This is a genomic window from Marinobacter santoriniensis NKSG1 (assembly GCF_000347775.1).
Taxonomy (GTDB): Bacteria; Pseudomonadota; Gammaproteobacteria; order Pseudomonadales; family Oleiphilaceae; genus Marinobacter; species Marinobacter santoriniensis.
Window position 1 is genome coordinate 1 of the sequence record NZ_APAT01000010.1, and the last position, 14,842, is coordinate 14,842.

Consider the following 14,842-nt stretch of genomic DNA (forward strand, 5'->3'; position numbering starts at 1 on the left):
AACCTCAGCGTGCTTTGTTTCCAAATAGCGGATTGTGCATGCCCCTATCTGAAAAGGTCTGCTTTGTGGTGACAGCAAAGAAGTAGGGTGGTCCGCGACGGGTCAAGCGATGGAGCAAAACTGCGGCAAAATATGATGACTTAATGAGAGTGGTCCTTTAACCATCCCATCTGCTCAATGATCTTCTTGCAACTCGAGCAGGTCTCCCACCTCACATTCAAATAATCGGCAGAGTTTCTCAATGGCTTCCAGGTCTATCCTTTGCGCTGTTTCTTTGTAGAGCAGGGTTACGGTATTCCTGTTAAGACCCGTCTCTCTGGCTACGTCCACGATCTTCATTTTTCGCTCGCCCATCAGCCGAGCGAGATGGCATCGAACCATTTCTGATCATCCTTAATTAAAAAATGTCATCCAGAATGGCAAAAAATGCTTGCAAATGTACTTTTGTTGCTTAAAATGTCATTTAGGATGGCATTCTGATATGGAGAATGTCTTTTGTTGATTTAGCGTAGCGCAACAGAAGGAAAATTTCGATGGAAAATTCCTACACCTACCTGACCACTGAAGAGCTGGCTGGCCGCATCAAATATGACTGCCGCACAATTCGTCAATGTCTTAAAGACACGGTACTGCTGGAGGGCAAGCATTACATCAAGCCTTTTGGCCGACGGAAAATTCTCTTTCTCTGGGAAGAAGTTGAAAAGGAAATGCTGGTCAGTGCCCGTGAGCACGAACACCTGTCAATTCCCATGGCAAGCGGAGCGGTATGTCATGGGTAAGGTGAGAGAGCGTAAGGAGACCGGCAAGCTTTATCTGGATTTTATGTTCGAGGGGCTGCGGTGCAGGGAACAGACCGCGCTGCCGGATACGCCGGCCAACCGTAAAAAGTGCGAAGCACTTCTTCAGAAAGTTGAGGCCAAAATTCTCCTGGGTGAATTCGATTACGCTGAATTCTTCCCGGGCAGCAAGAACCTGAAAAAACTGGCCAAGGCAGGGGCGCTTTCTGGAAGCAGCCGGGCTTCAAATGTAATGGCTGATCCGGATCAGGAAACCGATCAGTCGCCGCTGTTCCCTGATTTCGCCGATCTGTGGCTCCAAGAGAACAAGATCCAATGGCGCGCTTCTCATCTGCGCAATGTTGAGTCCATTCTTGAAAGCTCCCTTAAGCCGGCGTTCAAAAACAAGCGCCTGACCGAGATCACCAAATCGCACATCCTGGCCGCGCGCAACAAGCTGGGGGCCCGTAAGGGCAGGGGAGGCAATGCCCAAATGGCCCCCAAAAGCATTAATAGCCACATGGCGATCCTACGTATGATTCTGACAGAGGGGGCCGAGCGCTACGACTTTGCCAATCCCTATCGCAACATCAAGCCGCTGAAGCTGAAAAAGGTCCAGATCGAACCCTTCTCGATGGATGAGGTAGATAAGATCACCAAGTACGTGCGGGAGGACTACCGCAACTACTATCAAGTCCGCTTCTTCACGGGCATGCGCACCGGCGAAATCGATGGCTTGAAGTGGGAGCACGTGGATTTTGAGAAGCGCGAGATTCTTGTTCGCGAGACGCTGATCAATGGTAAGACCGAATACACCAAAACCGATGGCTCCCAGCGGGAAATCCCTATGTTTGGCCCGGTTTATGACGCACTCAAGGCACAGCACGCGGCAACCGGCAAACTGAGCAAGTTCGTATTTTGCAATCGTCTCGGTGAGCCGCTTGATCACAACAACGTGACCAAGCGCGTCTGGTACCCCTTGCTTCAAGCTCTGAACTTGAAAAAGCGGCGGCCTTATCAGACACGGCATACCGCAGCCACGTTGCTGTTGGCATCTGGAGAAAACCCAGAATGGGTAGCTCGGGTGTTGGGCCACTCCTCCACCGAGATGCTTTTCAAAGTGTACTCCCGCTTTATTCCGAATGTGACCCGTATGGATGGCAGCGCCTTCGAGCGTTTGATCCAAAGCCGTGTAACCGCCAACCAGGAGGTGGACAATGAAACTGAATGAGCTTCGCCCAATTCTGAAGGAAACCTTCAGCGGCGCTTACCGGCTGACTGGACGGGTAGCGTGTTTTGACGATGAGGGCATTCCCTATCTGAAATTGCGCCTGAGCAGCTGTGTTCATGATTGTGTGGTGCTGGCAGTGATCGACTCCATTCCCATCCCAGAGCGCTTGGGTCATATGGAACTGGTCGTGGTCAAAGGGCAGGGTTGCGTTGGTCAGGAGGAGGGCGCCATCCTGTTGACGGACATCCGTCGGCCGCTTCCGACCGATGTGGCTCGTCTGCCGGCGCTGCAAACGTTGCCGCGGCTGTTTTGTCCAAAGCCGGACTCGCTCGACCAACTGATTGATGCAGTGCGCTCCCTGCGGTGCGAGTCGCTGCAGATGTTTGTCAAGCGTGTGCTGGAGCGTCGGGACCGCCTAGAAATCTTCCTAAAAGCCCCGGCCAGCAAGAACTACCACCATAACTATCCCGGTGGACTACTGGTGCATTCGCTGGAAGTCGCCAAAGGCGTTCTCAACATGGTGCATATGAATGAACCGCAGATGGCGAGAGGCATGCAGGAAATCGGTTTTGTGGCCGGACTCCTCCATGATATTGGCAAAACCTACACCTTTGATCTCAATGGTCGGTCTACTGCTGCTGCTCGCCTTTGTGGTCACGGTGATCTGACCCTGGAGGCCTGCGCGCCCGGGCTGGCGTATCTGGACAAAGTTGATCCGGATGCTGCATTAGCCTTGCGCCATATTTGGACCTGCGCTTCTCCGGGAGCTCGTTACGGAGTGCCTGCCGCAATGACCCTCGCTCGCTATGTTCGGGATGCCGACGGACAGAGTGCCATGGTGAACAACCAGTACCAGGCGTTCCGGCGTCGAGAGGCTCAGGGATTCGGTCGTCTGGGGCAGAATGTCTACTGGATACCATCGTTTGATGCAGGGTGGCGATAAGAATGAAATCGAAAGGGTTGAGTCATTACTTGCCTCACCCCTTTCTGACTCTATTCGGGAACGACAGCATCGTAATACAAGCTGTCGTTTTCTGATGATTTGCCGCCTCGCCTTATTAGCTGCCTGGCCTCGGTGACTCGTAAGCCAGAGCAATAGAGACCGGGGCTATCCATTTGTTGGGCTGACTTGGCCTATCGATGATGCAGCTATTCAAACCTGTCCCAGTAGGGCGGCTCGCCAAAAAAGCCATCGATAAAGTCAATAAAGCTCCGAACCTTGCTCGCCAACAATTGGCGATGTGCGTACACCGCGTAGAGCGCCATAGGCTCCGGCTCATGTTCGGGCAGAATGACCTTCAACTTGCCTTCCTTTACTGCAGAGCCGGCAATGAAGGTGGGTTGTAAGGCAATTCCGGTCCCGGCAATAGCCGCTTCTATAAGCACATCGCCGTTGTTGCTGATCATCCCTCTTGTGTTTTCGCGACTACTATCCTGAAGCCATTTCTGCAGCGAATGGCCGGGATCCATGTTCATATAACTGTAACGCAGATACTTGTGCTCTCTCAGATCTTCCGGTCGCCGGGGGGTGCCGTATTGCTCAAGGTAGGCAGGAGACGCGCAAAGAACCAGTCGTACCGGAGCCAGTCGTTTCGCAATCAGTGAGGAGCTCTTGAGGTGGCCAATTCTCAGCGCAATATCGAAACCTTCTTCCAGAATGTCGACTTTCCGGTCGTTCAGTTGCAGATCAATGCCGACGGCGGGGTGCTTTTTTTGGAATTCACTCAGCAGAGGGGCCATATGGCGAATGGCAAACGAGACCGGTGCACTTATGCGTAACAGGCCCTGAGCCTCGGCTTGCAGATTACCGAGCTGATTCTCCATGTCATCAATGTCGTTGAGTACCTGTTGGGCGCGTTGATGATAATGAGTGCCGGCTTCCGTCAGGTGAATTCTCCGAGTGGTGCGATTAAGCAGCCGCACCCCTAAGTGTGTTTCAAGCTGCGAAACGTACTTGCTGACCAGCTGTGGCGATATCTTCAGCCGTTCCGCGGCGCGGGTGAAGGTGCCTTCACTGACCACGGTCACAAAGGCACGCATGGCTTCAATTCGATCCATTGGCTTATCCTGCGGAGTACATCCTTTTTTAACAACGTTTTGTTGATAATAAAGCAACAATAGCCATCTTAGTCTTTCGATTTGGTGATAGTAAAGTGGTCACATCACTTGAAGCATAAGCTTCGGGCTCAACTAACGAGAGAAAGATTCGAGGTGGCGATCATGAACAATCAATTTGTACAGGCATTATTTCAATCCAACGGCGGGTTTGCCGCACTGGTTCTACGGGTGCCGGTTGGCCTGATCCTCGCCGCCCACGGCGCTCAGAAGCTCTTTGGCTGGTTTGGCGGTTATGGACTGGAAGGCACCGGGCAATGGCTGGCAAGTATTGGACTGGAGCCGGGTTACCTGATGGCGTTACTGGCCGGCAGTGCCGAGTTCTTTGGCGGCCTAGCGCTGGTGCTTGGTCTGCTGACACGCCCTGCGGCTGTGATCGCGGCCTTCACCATGCTGGTGGCCATATTTGCTGTCCACATCGGAAACGGGCTGTTCATGTCCAATAACGGTTACGAATATGCCCTTACCCTGTTTGTCGTCACTCTGGCGCTGGTGATTCAGGGCGGTGGCCGGTTTGCGCTGGATAACCTGTTTCAGAGAGAGGGCTGAACCATGCTGGTAAACGGAGTCTGGAAAGAAAACTGGCAGCCTGTCCAGGCCAAAGATGAGGAAGGGCGCTTTATCCGCCAGACCTCGCCCTTTCGCAACTGGATCACGCCGGATGGCGCCCCGGGACCGACCGGGGTAGGAGGCTTCAAGGCGGAACAAGGACGTTATCACCTGTATGTGGCCTATATTTGCCCCTGGGCTTCGCGAGCATTGATGGCTCGCGAGCTGAAAGGGCTGAAAGACGTGATTGGCGTGACTGTTGTCGATCCCCGGCTGACTGATCAGGGCTGGCAGTTCGGCGGCTATCCGGGTGCGGATGAGGACGCGCTTAACGGTGCTCGCTATATGCATGAGCTATACACCCGGGCGGATCCTCAAATTTCGGGTCGTGCCACTGTGCCGGTCCTCTGGGACAAACACACAGGCACTATCGTCAATAACGAGTCCGCGGATATTCTGCGGATGCTGAACAGTGCCTTCGCAGGGATTGTTAATGAAGGGCCGAATTTGTACCCGGAATCGCTGTCAGGCGAAATCGACAGTCTCAACGAGTATTTGTACACAGACCTGAACAACGGGGTGTATCAGGCCGGCTTTGCGTCCAGCCAGGCGGCTTACGACGAAGCCTACAACAAGGTGTTTGCTGCTCTGGACGAAGTGGATTCGCGGCTGGCCGACGGGCGCGTTTATCTGTTTGGTGACCAGCTGACCGAAACCGATATACGCTTGTTCGTGACCCTGGTGCGCTTTGATGCGGCCTATCACAGCCTGTTCAAGTGCAACCGGAATACCCTGAGAGCCATGCCGCGTCTGCACGACTACATGCACCGCATATTGGCGCTCGACGGCATTGCAAATACAGTAAACCTTGAACATATCAAGGCCGGCTACTATTCCATCAAGGCTTTGAACCCAAGTGGCATTGTTCCGGCAGGGCCGGGAGAACTCTGAGCACAGGAGTGATCGCCATGAACACTGAAACCGATGTGCTGTTTATCTCCCATGGGGGCGGGCCAATGCCACTCCTGGGGGATCCGGGACACCGAGAAATGGTGGCGCGGTTAACGGAGGTTGCCGGTAAGCTTCGCAAACCCTCCGCGATACTTGTTGTTAGCGCGCACTGGGAGGCGTCGGTGCCGACGATCACCTCCAGCGCCAGACCTCCGCTCATCTATGATTACTCTGGCTTCCCACCGGAGGCCTACAATATCCAGTATCCCTGTCCCGGGGAACCGAAACTGGCGTGTCAGATATACCAGGCGCTGGATCAGGCGGGGATCCGGGCGCGCCTTGACGACCAAAGGGGGTTTGATCATGGCCTGTTCGTGCCGCTCAAGCTGATGTATCCGGCGGCGGATATTCCATGCATTCAGTTGTCCCTGGTAAACAGTCTGGATGCCAGTACTCACCTGGCTATTGGCAAGGCACTGCAGGCAGTGGACTACGACAACCTGCTGGTGATTGGCTCGGGCTTCTCATTCCATAACATGCGGGCGTTTTTCTCCGCCAATACGTCGGAGGTTCAGGCTCGCAACCAGGCGTTTGAGGACTGGCTGGAGGAGACGTGTGCCGATAACTCAATGCCGGAATCGGAGCGGGCAGAGCGCCTGGCTCATTGGGACCTTGCCCCCCCATGCCCGGTTCTGCCATCCCCGGGAAGAGCATCTTCTGCCTTTGCATGTCTGCTATGGCCTAGCGAACAAGGCGAGCGACGCTCATATCTCGGCAACCATTCTCGGCAAGAAATCAGGGATGTTTTATTGGCGAATAGAGAGGCTCGGTTAAAGCGCCAGGCGTGGACTTTTCGTGTTTAAGGCACGTAAAACCGCCTGGTAACGGCAAAATATCCGTGGATCTTGTGAGAAAGAGTGGTTTTGGTAAACCAAAGCTGCAGTCGAAGGAGGAATCATGATCAGTCCTGCGGAAATCAAAGATCGCGCCGTAGGTTCAATAATGGGCGCTTTCATCGGCGACGCACTTACAGTGGGTCCGCACTGGTATTACGACCTCAAGGAATTGCGACGGGATTACGGTGATTGGATTGACGGATATACTGACCCCAAACCCGGCAGATATCATGATGGCCTGAAAGCCGGTCAGTTATCACAAGCAGGCTTTATTCTGACTCTCATGCTGCGGTCTCTGGTTGAGGCTAAAGGTTATAGTGAGAAAGATTTTTGCCAGCGAATGGACCAGGAGCTGTTTCCTCTCCTTGACGGAACGCCATCGAGTGGGCCTGGAGGCTATACCAGCCAGTCGATACGTGACGCTTGGCGCAAGCGGGTTCAGCAAGATTTGCCCTGGGGCCAAATTGGTGGGCATGCGGATACGACTGAAGCTATCGAGCGAACCCTTGCGATCGCTGTCCGTTATGCATTTCAACCCTCGGAATTATCGGCTGCAATTACCGAAAACTGTAGTGGTCAACTGATCCCGGACAGTATTTTAAGGTTTTCCTCAGCAGCAACAGGCGAAATGCCGTCGTTGAATGCGTGAGGTCGTTGCCGGTTGTAGTAGCCCATCAAATAGCTCCCAACATCCTTTTGAGCCTCAGGAAGATCTCGGTAACCGATGGCCGGTATCCATTCAGATTTCAGACTCCGGAACAGCCTCTCCATCGGGGCATTGTCCCAGCAGTTGCCTCGCCGGCTCATGCTCTGGGTCATTCGATAGCGCCAGAGCCTCTGACGGAACTTACGGCTGGCGTACTGACTTCCCTGATCCGAGTGGAACATGACTTTCTCTGGCTGACCACGCTGTTCCCAGGCGTGATCCAGAGCTTTTACTGCATATTCCGGCCCATCATGAACACCCATTCCGGACGAACGTGAACACCAGTTCTGGTTTAACGTGAACAGCCATTCCGATTGAAGATGAACACTTTTCCGGATTTTCCGGAATCGGTGTTCACGATGCCGGAATCAGCGTTCACATTCCCGGAAACGGTGTTCACGTTCAACCGGAATCCTTCTTAACGCATTGTTTATTCAACCGTTTGCTACTCTGATTCCTTTTTCTGGGGAGCGGAGTTGTGCCAGCAAAGAGAATTCCAATGCGTAAAATCAGAGAGGTGCTTCGTCTAAGGCTGGAAGCCGGGCTCTCGATCCGGCAGATCAGTGCCAGCACCAAGACCAGTGTCGGGGCCATCCAGAAGCTATTGGCCCGGGCCGATGCCTTGAACCTCAACTGGCCGTTGCCCGATGATCTGGACGATGGCCGCCTTGCGGCCCTGTTCTATCCCGGTGCCGACCCCACTACATCGACTCGCTACCAGGTGCCTGACTGGGCCACCGTTCATCAGGAACTCAAGCGTAAAGGGATGACCAAGCAGCTGTTGTGGGAGGAATACACAGCCCAGTATCCCAATCGCTGTTACAGCTACTCCCAATACTGTGACCGATACCGGCACTGGCTGAAGCAGCAGAAGCGCTCGATGCGCCAGACTCACAAGGCGGGTGAGAAGTGCTTCGTGGATTACTGCGGCCCAACCGTGCCGATCATCAACCCGCAGACCGGTGAGGTACGCACTGCTCAGGTGTTCGTGGCGGTGCTCGGTGCCTCCAACTACACCTACGCTGAAGCTACCTGGAGCCAGAGTTTACGAGACTGGCTATCCAGTCACGTGCGTACCTTTGAGTTCTTCGGTGGCATTCCGGAGATGGTCGTTCCGGATTATGTGTCCCGGCACATAATCCGGCTTATGTTCCCAATCCCATTATGTTCCGTTCACCCTGGAAGCCCTTGAATCCATAGGGAGGATCCCGTGTAAAAGGACACATAACGACAGATGCCGTTTGGGCGCATGATTTCCTTTCCTACATCCAGAAAGGAGATTGTCATGTTAGAACATTACTTCGTTAAGCCCGATACCATCGATGCGATCCGCGCTTCCTGGATCGCGGAACCGATTGAGCAGTACGTTGCGTGGTTAGCCGGGCATGGATACAGGCCCAGGGTAATCTTGCGGCGAGTCCCACTCCTGAGGCAGTTTGGCGAGTTTGCTCGCGATCATGGTGCCACGCAGTGGAGCGAGCTTCCGACTCATGTCGAGCCTTATGTAAAGCACTGGGTAAAGGTTCACGCCAAGAACGCATACCAGGCAAAGCGATGGGTGGCTAATGATGCTCGTACACCGATCGAGCAATTGCTGTCCCTGATGTTGCCCGATTTCCGCGGAACAGGTCGGAGACGGACCAGTCAAGATCCCTTCCTGGTTCAGGCACCGGGGTTCTTTGTTTATCTGCGTGAAGAACGGGGCCTGCGTGAGCTGTCTCTCCGGCACTATGGCCATTATCTGCATAACCTGGAAGCCTACCTGGCGCGAATCAACCTGCTGCATTTGTCCGAGCTCACTCCAGCCATACTCAGTGCGTTTGTGATGGAGAGCGGTCGCCGATTGAGCCCGCATTCCATGACGGGGCTGTGCAGCTCCTTGCGAGTCTTCCTGCGCTACCTGTACCGCGAGCAGCTGATCAATCGCGATCTCGGCGCTACCGTAGAGTCCCCGCGTCGGTATCAGCTGGCCGATCTCCCGCGTTCGATCTCCTGGGACGACGTCCGGCGCATGCTCGATGTTGTTGATCGGCGCAGTGCTCTGGGCAAGCGCGACTATGCCGTTCTACTTTTGCTCGTCACGTATGGACTGCGCGGCCATGAGGTGGCCGGATTGACACTGGAGCATATTGACTGGAAGCGAGAACGCCTGTTGGTGCCGCAGCGCAAGGCGGGACACACCACTGCGTACCCTCTCTCTTCAGTAGTAGGCGAAGCTATTCTCGACTACTTAAAAAATGCACGCCCACACGTCGAGGAGCGAAGGCTGTTTTTCCGGGTTGTGGCGCCCGTCCGACCTGTGACGGCGGTTACTGTGTCCAGCCGCGCGACGCACTACCTGCGCAAAGCGGGTATTAATGTCCGTCGCCCGGGTTCGCACACCTTGCGCCACACTTGCGTACAGCGATTGGTCGATGCCGAGTTCAACTTCAAGGTTATCGGCGATTACGTTGGTCATGCATCGCCAAGTTCCACCCGCATCTATACCAAGGTGGACGTGGAAACCCTGCGCATGGTGGCGCTGGACCACGAGGAGGTGCTGCCATGACCGCCTCCTTCCACAGCGTACTGGGCAAGGATTTTTCGGCTTACTTGAGTTACAAGCGCGCGCTGGGCCGAAAATTTGATACTGAAGAGCTCGCCTTGCAATTATTCGATCGCTTTTTGGTCGAGGAACGGGTGAGTGATGCGGCGTTAGTGCAACCGGCGTTGATTGAGGCCTTTCTCGTTTCGCGGCCACGCACTCGCCCACGCAGCTATAACCACCTCTTGGGGGTGCTCCGCTGCTTTTTTGCCTGGCAGGTGACCCAGGAGCGGCTAGCGCATTCTCCGGTTCGTGCTCACCCTCAGCCGGTGACTTCCCAGCTTAAACCCTTCCTGTTCGAACCGGCTCAGGTGGAATACATCCTGACGTTGGCGTCACAGCTTCCGGACAATTCCCGGGCACCCTGTCGTGGCATGGTCTACCGAACAATCTTCTCGCTGATGTACGGTTTGGGCCTGCGTGTCGGCGAGATTGTGCATCTTCGGTATCGCGACGTCGATTGCCAGCGCAGCCTTCTGGTGATCGACAAGAGCAAGTTTGGCAAGACGCGTTTGGTCCCCTTTGGCCCGCGCATGGCGCAACAGATCGCTGTCTATCTACAGTTTGGCGTTGATCGGTATGGGTCATGGCAGCCGGATGATCCGGTATTTTCTTTCAGCTTTTTCCCAGAGCGCAAGCCAATGCGTATTGAGACGGTCAGTCAGACATTTCACCACTTGATACTGAAGATGGATCCGTACGTGCCACCTGGCGTACGCCAACCTCATCTGCACTGCCTGCGCCATTCCTTCGCGGTCGCAACTCTGCTCCGCTGGTATCGCACCGGCGTGGATCCCAAACAACGGCTCTTTCATCTATCAACCTTCATGGGCCATGCCGACCCGGCATCGACTGCCTGGTATCTGACCATCACCGAAGCACTGCTCCGGGAGGCGAGCCAACGGTTCGAGCGGTTCGCCGATCCCCGCAGAGAGGAGGAGCTATCATGACGGATCAATTGGGGCGTCTCGTCTTTGCCTTCTTAGAAGATCACCTTAAATGCCAACGGGGGCTGCGCCCGGCCAGCATCCGAAGTTATAAGGAGAGCCTGCGCCTGTTCTTGCAATTCGCTGCAAAGGATAAGCATTGCCGGATCACCCGCTTGGAACTGGCTGATCTCACTGGCGAGCGAGTGCGCCATTTTCTGCAAAACCTTGAACAGGAACGTGGTAATGGGGTTAGAACCCGAAACCAGCGCCTGGCGGCGCTGCATACCTTTTTCGAGTATCTTGCCGGCCGTGAGCCCTGCGTGCTCGGGGAAGCACAGCAAATTGCCTCCATTCCCGTCAAACGCTGGCAACCGGGCGAGACTCTGTATCTCGAACGCGACGAGATTAATGCTCTGTTCGCTGCCTTGCCCACCGACCACCCTCAGGCTCTGCGCGACCAAGCCTTGCTTCGCTTCCTTTATAACACCGGAGCACGCGTACAGGAGGTAGCGGATCTGCGCGCAACGCACCTGGCACTCGGTTCTGAGCCCCGAGTACGGCTGCATGGTAAAGGTGACAAATGGCGTACCTGTCCTTTGTGGACGCGAACGGCGGGTCTGATGCAGGACTTACTGGAGCAAAATCGGCAACGACGCCACTCCAATGACGCTGTCTTCCTGGCCCGCAACAGTGCGCCGCTGACCAGATTTGGTATCTACAAGATCGTGCGGCGTCATACCGTCAAGGTGGTGAAGAAAAGCGCAGATGGCACAGTGCGGCACATCTCACCCCATGTCTTACGCCACACGACGGCCGTGCATTTGCTTGAAGCAGGTGTCGAGGTCAACGTCATCCGCGCCTGGCTTGGACACGTCAGTTTGGAGACCACCAACCGATACGCCGAGATCACCCTCCGAATGAAAGTGGACGCGCTGCGCACCTGTGAGCCTGTTTGGGATTCTCCGGCGGAGTCCCACCGAAAGCCAGTATGGCGATCCAATTCCGAGCTGCTGCAATGGCTGGAATCCCTGTGATCGTTATGTGCCCCAGTGCAAGGGGGCCTCCCTATGGTTTCAAGGTCTTCCAAAGTGAACGGAACATAATGGGATTGGGAACATAAGCCGGACAACCTGCGCAGCGGTGTCAGCAAGGCCTGTCGGTACGATCCAGAACTGAACCCCAGCTACCAGCAACTGGCCGAGCACTATCAGGTGGCCATCCTCCCGGCCAGGCCCTACAAGCCCAAGGACAAATCGAAGGCGGAGGTCGGCGTGCAAATCGTGGAGCGTTGGATCCTGGCCCGGTTGCGTCACCACACCTTCTTCACTCTCGCCGAAGCCAACCAGTGCATCCGGTCACTGCTTGAAGAGCTGAACAGCCGCCCGTTCCGGCGGCTGCCGGATAACCGGCAAACAGCCTTCGAGACACTGGATCAGCCAGCCCTGCGTCCCTTGCCGAAACAGCCCTATGAGTACGTCGAGATCCGGCGTTGCCGGGTCAATATCGATTACCACATCGAGTTCGACCAGCATCATTACTCGGTACCGCACCAGTACGTGGGCGAGCAGGTGGAAGTCCAGGCCAGCGATCATCTGGTGCAGGTCCACTTCCGGCAACGCCAGGTGGCAAGTCACCCACGGCGTCACAGGCCGGGCACCACCACCGAAGCCGGTCATATGCCTGCCCGGCATCGAAAACAGCAGCAATGGACCCCGGGGCGTCTCAAGAGCTGGGCCCGGGACATCGGACCAGACACGCTGATCTGGGTCAGTGATCGACTGGCTGAGCGGGAACACCCGGAGCAGGCCTACCGGGTCTGTCTCGGGTTGCTCAACCTGACTCGGGAGTACCCCAGCCAACGCCTGAATGCCGGCTGCCGCATCGCCAATCGGGAAGGTCTGAACCGGCTGAAGCACATCAAGGCCATTCTCCGGAGCAACCGGGACAAGCTGCCGGAGCAGTTGCCCCTGAACGCCGAACTCCCTCAACACCACGAGAATATCCGTGGCCCGAAGAGCTTCCACTAGGACATCACCCATGAGCACAACACAGACCCTGGCACGACTGAAAGACCTGAAGTTAGGCGGCATGGCTGCCGCCCTGGAACACCAACAAAACCAGCTGGGCACGTACGACGAACTGCCGTTCGCCGAGCGCCTGGAACTGCTGCTTGACCGAGAGTTCCAGACCCGAGAGCACCGGAAACAGGACCGCCTTGTACGCCAGGCCCGCTTCAAGCTCCGTGCCTCGATCCAGGACATCGACTACCAGCACCCCCGCAACCTGAAGAAAGCTCAGGTGGCCCAGCTGGCTCAAACCGACTGGCTGGAGCGTGGCCAGAACCTGTTGATCACCGGCCCCTGCGGTAGCGGGAAAACCTACCTGGGCTGTGCACTGGGGCATCAGGCTTGCCTGAACGGCCTCAGCACCCGGTATTACCGAATCTCCCGGTTACTGCTGGAACTGACTCAGGCCAAGGCTGACGGCACCTACCAGAAGACGCTGAACCAGCTGGCCAAAGTGAAGTTGCTGATCCTAGATGACTGGGGACTCGAAGCCCTGAAACCGGCACACCGGAACGACCTGATGGAGATCATGGATGACCGTCACGGCACGCACTCAACCATGATCATCAGCCAACTGCCTACGGATCAGTGGTATGCCGCCATCGGCGATAACACCCTGGCTGATGCCATCCTGGACCGACTCATGCACAACGCCCATCGCTGGGCTCTGAAGGGGGAATCGATGAGAAAACGACTTCAGGAAATTGACTGAACGTGAACACCCGGAGTACAAACTCCGGTGGGTGATGCGTTAAGAATTGAGGTGTTCACGTTCAACCGGTATGGGTGTTCACGTTCGCGGGAATACGCATTTACAGCCAGGTCCGCATCCGGACTGGATGACATCGCCCAGCCAACAACCCGGCGGGCGTACAGATCCAGTACCACAGCCAGATAGCTCCATCGCTGGCCGCTCCAGATGTAAGTGATGTCACCACACCAGACTTGGTCGGGCTGCTCTACCGCAAATCCACGATCCAAGTGGTTCGGGATATCTGGCCGTTCAACGGTAGCCTGCTTGTAAGCGTGAGGGCCTGGCTGCTTACAGATCAGCCCCAGTTCGCTCATAAGTCGTCGAACCTTGAAGCGACCGACGACAACACCTTCCTCGCTGAGCAAGCCTTTGATTGTCCGGCTGCCGGCAGAGCTGCGGCTCTTGGTAAACAGGCGGTTTACCTGAGCCTTCAGGGCCAAACGCTCTACATCCACATGGTTCCGCCGTTGGCGGTACTCGTAATAGCTTGAACGACTGATATCAAACGCATTGCAGACCATTTCAACAGGCATTCGCTCACTCAACTGGTCTATCAGCGCGTACGATTCATGTCGTCCGACATCAAGAGAGCGGTAGCCTTTTTTAGTATGTCTTTCTCCTGTTCAAGGCGCTTGCAGCGGGCTTCCAGCCCCTGGATACGGCGCTGCTCCGGGGTTAACGCCTTGCCCTTTGGGGTGACACCGTCACGCTCCTCGGTCAGTTGGTTAACCCAGCGCCGGATAGCGCTTTCACCAATTCCTAGAGACACGCTCGCCTGGGGAATCGTGTAACCTTGATCCAGCACCAGGCTGGCTGCTTCCTGTTTAAACTCAGGAGAAAAAGAACGTCGCTTTCTGGTCATCAGACACCTCGCTTATGGTGGCGATATTACCACCTACGTTGGTGTCCGGAATCATTGAACCACTACAAGTGCCTGCTCACTCAATGTTTGGCATTCTTTAACCAAAAGCTGTAACGAATTGACTCGGGCTACATGGCTATCTGGGCCTCTATCTAACCCCCTAGCCCCTCCGGACCTTAAAACCTCAATCTCCTTTGTGGACAGCGGGGGAGTCTCGCTTGCCTGTTTGGGTAAAGGCTCGCCAGGGTAATCAATGTTTGCGGCTTTCAATAACCTCGAAAGATAGGCCTCAGAGATACCGAGACGAAGCATCACTTGGGAAACGTCATTGTTGAGCGTATTGGAATGAGCCACGTTACTGATTTCTCCATAAGCGTTATATACGTTCGGTGATCTCATCTTGAACCTGGTGCGGCTCCTGAA

The 14,842-nt window shown here is 55.4% G+C and carries 13 protein-coding genes and 4 pseudogenes; 13 read left to right on the forward strand and 4 right to left on the reverse strand.

The annotated features are described in order from the left end of the window. Positions 1 to 174: 174 nt before the first annotated feature. The gene (locus MSNKSG1_RS03445; protein ID WP_008937849.1) at positions 175 to 381 is read right to left on the reverse strand and encodes a helix-turn-helix domain-containing protein; all 207 of its coding nucleotides are present in this window, start codon (positions 379 to 381) and stop codon (positions 175 to 177) included. A gap of 152 nt (positions 382 to 533) precedes the next feature. On the opposite strand from MSNKSG1_RS03445, the gene MSNKSG1_RS03450 reads away from it, so the two are divergent. Genes MSNKSG1_RS03450 through MSNKSG1_RS03460 form a run of 3 tightly spaced genes read left to right on the forward strand, consistent with a single transcriptional unit; the run spans position 534 to position 2,950 of the window. Then, positions 534 to 779, forward strand: a complete 246-nt coding sequence (locus tag MSNKSG1_RS03450; protein ID WP_008937850.1) for a hypothetical protein — start codon at positions 534 to 536, stop codon at positions 777 to 779. Next, on the forward strand, positions 772 to 2,007 hold the full coding sequence (locus MSNKSG1_RS03455) for a site-specific integrase (protein WP_008937851.1): 1,236 nt from the start codon (positions 772 to 774) through the stop codon (positions 2,005 to 2,007). Before MSNKSG1_RS03450 ends, MSNKSG1_RS03455 begins: the two co-directional genes overlap by 8 nt. After that, positions 1,994 to 2,950 (forward strand): TraI domain-containing protein, encoded by a 957-nt coding sequence (locus tag MSNKSG1_RS03460; protein WP_008937852.1) that lies wholly within the window; start codon positions 1,994 to 1,996, stop codon positions 2,948 to 2,950. The genes MSNKSG1_RS03455 and MSNKSG1_RS03460 overlap by 14 nt, the downstream gene beginning before the upstream one ends. A gap of 206 nt (positions 2,951 to 3,156) precedes the next feature. On the opposite strand, the gene MSNKSG1_RS03465 is transcribed toward MSNKSG1_RS03460, so the two are convergent. Next, positions 3,157 to 4,122: a LysR family transcriptional regulator gene (locus MSNKSG1_RS03465; RefSeq protein WP_227497946.1), complete on the reverse strand. Its 966-nt coding sequence runs from the start codon at positions 4,120 to 4,122 to the stop codon at positions 3,157 to 3,159. A 105-nt stretch (positions 4,123 to 4,227) separates the two neighbouring features. Between MSNKSG1_RS03465 and MSNKSG1_RS03470 the strand changes: the two genes are divergently transcribed. The 4 genes from MSNKSG1_RS03470 to MSNKSG1_RS03485 all read left to right on the forward strand — a co-directional run bounded on the left by MSNKSG1_RS03470 (position 4,228) and on the right by MSNKSG1_RS03485 (position 7,167). Further along, positions 4,228 to 4,671 (forward strand): DoxX family protein, encoded by a 444-nt coding sequence (locus MSNKSG1_RS03470; protein ID WP_008937854.1) that lies wholly within the window; start codon positions 4,228 to 4,230, stop codon positions 4,669 to 4,671. A 3-nt stretch (positions 4,672 to 4,674) separates the two neighbouring features. Beyond that, positions 4,675 to 5,622 (forward strand): glutathione S-transferase family protein, encoded by a 948-nt coding sequence (locus MSNKSG1_RS03475; RefSeq protein WP_008937855.1) that lies wholly within the window; start codon positions 4,675 to 4,677, stop codon positions 5,620 to 5,622. Between the two features lie 17 nt (positions 5,623 to 5,639). Further along, positions 5,640 to 6,485 (forward strand): DODA-type extradiol aromatic ring-opening family dioxygenase, encoded by an 846-nt coding sequence (locus MSNKSG1_RS03480; RefSeq protein ID WP_008937856.1) that lies wholly within the window; start codon positions 5,640 to 5,642, stop codon positions 6,483 to 6,485. 94 nt (positions 6,486 to 6,579) lie between these two features. Next, complete coding sequence (locus tag MSNKSG1_RS03485; protein WP_008937857.1) at positions 6,580 to 7,167, forward strand: ADP-ribosylglycohydrolase family protein; 588 nt, start codon at positions 6,580 to 6,582, stop codon at positions 7,165 to 7,167. On the opposite strand, the pseudogene MSNKSG1_RS18875 reads toward MSNKSG1_RS03485, so the two are convergent. Continuing rightward, a pseudogene (locus MSNKSG1_RS18875) lies at positions 7,095 to 7,499 on the reverse strand (DDE-type integrase/transposase/recombinase); the annotation flags it as partial. The gene MSNKSG1_RS03485 and the pseudogene MSNKSG1_RS18875 overlap by 73 nt on opposite strands. Positions 7,500 to 7,702: 203 nt before the next feature. On the opposite strand from MSNKSG1_RS18875, the pseudogene istA reads away from it, so the two are divergent. The 6 genes and pseudogenes from istA to istB all read left to right on the forward strand — a co-directional run. Beyond that, positions 7,703 to 8,344: pseudogene (gene istA, locus MSNKSG1_RS03490) on the forward strand (IS21 family transposase); the annotation flags it as partial. Between the two features lie 165 nt (positions 8,345 to 8,509). Further along, positions 8,510 to 9,772, forward strand: a complete 1,263-nt coding sequence (locus tag MSNKSG1_RS03495; RefSeq protein WP_008937860.1) for a tyrosine-type recombinase/integrase — start codon at positions 8,510 to 8,512, stop codon at positions 9,770 to 9,772. Then, positions 9,769 to 10,758 (forward strand): tyrosine-type recombinase/integrase, encoded by a 990-nt coding sequence (locus MSNKSG1_RS03500; protein WP_008937861.1) that lies wholly within the window; start codon positions 9,769 to 9,771, stop codon positions 10,756 to 10,758. Before MSNKSG1_RS03495 ends, MSNKSG1_RS03500 begins: the two co-directional genes overlap by 4 nt. Further along, entirely contained in the window at positions 10,755 to 11,771 is a 1,017-nt protein-coding gene (locus tag MSNKSG1_RS03505) for a tyrosine-type recombinase/integrase (protein WP_040886613.1), read from the forward strand. Before MSNKSG1_RS03500 ends, MSNKSG1_RS03505 begins: the two co-directional genes overlap by 4 nt. Before the next feature lie 87 nt (positions 11,772 to 11,858). Beyond that, a pseudogene (locus tag MSNKSG1_RS03510) lies at positions 11,859 to 12,764 on the forward strand (Mu transposase domain-containing protein); the annotation flags it as partial. 10 nt (positions 12,765 to 12,774) lie between these two features. Further along, positions 12,775 to 13,515, forward strand: coding sequence for an IS21-like element helper ATPase IstB (istB, locus tag MSNKSG1_RS03515; protein ID WP_008937865.1), 741 nt, complete (start codon positions 12,775 to 12,777; stop codon positions 13,513 to 13,515). 95 nt (positions 13,516 to 13,610) lie between these two features. Here the strand turns inward: istB and MSNKSG1_RS19390 are convergent. Then, a pseudogene (locus tag MSNKSG1_RS19390) lies at positions 13,611 to 14,419 on the reverse strand (IS3 family transposase); the annotation flags it as partial. Positions 14,420 to 14,842: the final 423 nt, after the last annotated feature.

Excerpts from the sequence above, each read along its gene's own strand:
- MSNKSG1_RS03460 (WP_008937852.1), top strand. The coding sequence starts at position 1,994 with ATGAAACTGAATGAGCTTCGCCCAATTCTGAAGGAAACCTTCAGCGGC.
- MSNKSG1_RS03480 (WP_008937856.1), top strand. The coding sequence starts at position 5,640 with ATGAACACTGAAACCGATGTGCTGTTTATCTCCCATGGGGGCGGGCCA.
- MSNKSG1_RS03495 (WP_008937860.1), top strand. The coding sequence starts at position 8,510 with ATGTTAGAACATTACTTCGTTAAGCCCGATACCATCGATGCGATCCGC.
- MSNKSG1_RS03470 (WP_008937854.1), top strand. The coding sequence starts at position 4,228 with ATGAACAATCAATTTGTACAGGCATTATTTCAATCCAACGGCGGGTTT.
- istB (WP_008937865.1), top strand. The coding sequence starts at position 12,775 with ATGAGCACAACACAGACCCTGGCACGACTGAAAGACCTGAAGTTAGGC.
- MSNKSG1_RS03475 (WP_008937855.1), top strand. The coding sequence starts at position 4,675 with ATGCTGGTAAACGGAGTCTGGAAAGAAAACTGGCAGCCTGTCCAGGCC.
- MSNKSG1_RS03450 (WP_008937850.1), top strand. The coding sequence starts at position 534 with ATGGAAAATTCCTACACCTACCTGACCACTGAAGAGCTGGCTGGCCGC.
- MSNKSG1_RS03505 (WP_040886613.1), top strand. The coding sequence starts at position 10,755 with ATGACGGATCAATTGGGGCGTCTCGTCTTTGCCTTCTTAGAAGATCAC.
- MSNKSG1_RS03455 (WP_008937851.1), top strand. The coding sequence starts at position 772 with ATGGGTAAGGTGAGAGAGCGTAAGGAGACCGGCAAGCTTTATCTGGAT.
- MSNKSG1_RS03500 (WP_008937861.1), top strand. The coding sequence starts at position 9,769 with ATGACCGCCTCCTTCCACAGCGTACTGGGCAAGGATTTTTCGGCTTAC.
- MSNKSG1_RS03445 (WP_008937849.1), bottom strand. The coding sequence starts at position 381 with ATGGTTCGATGCCATCTCGCTCGGCTGATGGGCGAGCGAAAAATGAAG.
- MSNKSG1_RS03485 (WP_008937857.1), top strand. The coding sequence starts at position 6,580 with ATGATCAGTCCTGCGGAAATCAAAGATCGCGCCGTAGGTTCAATAATG.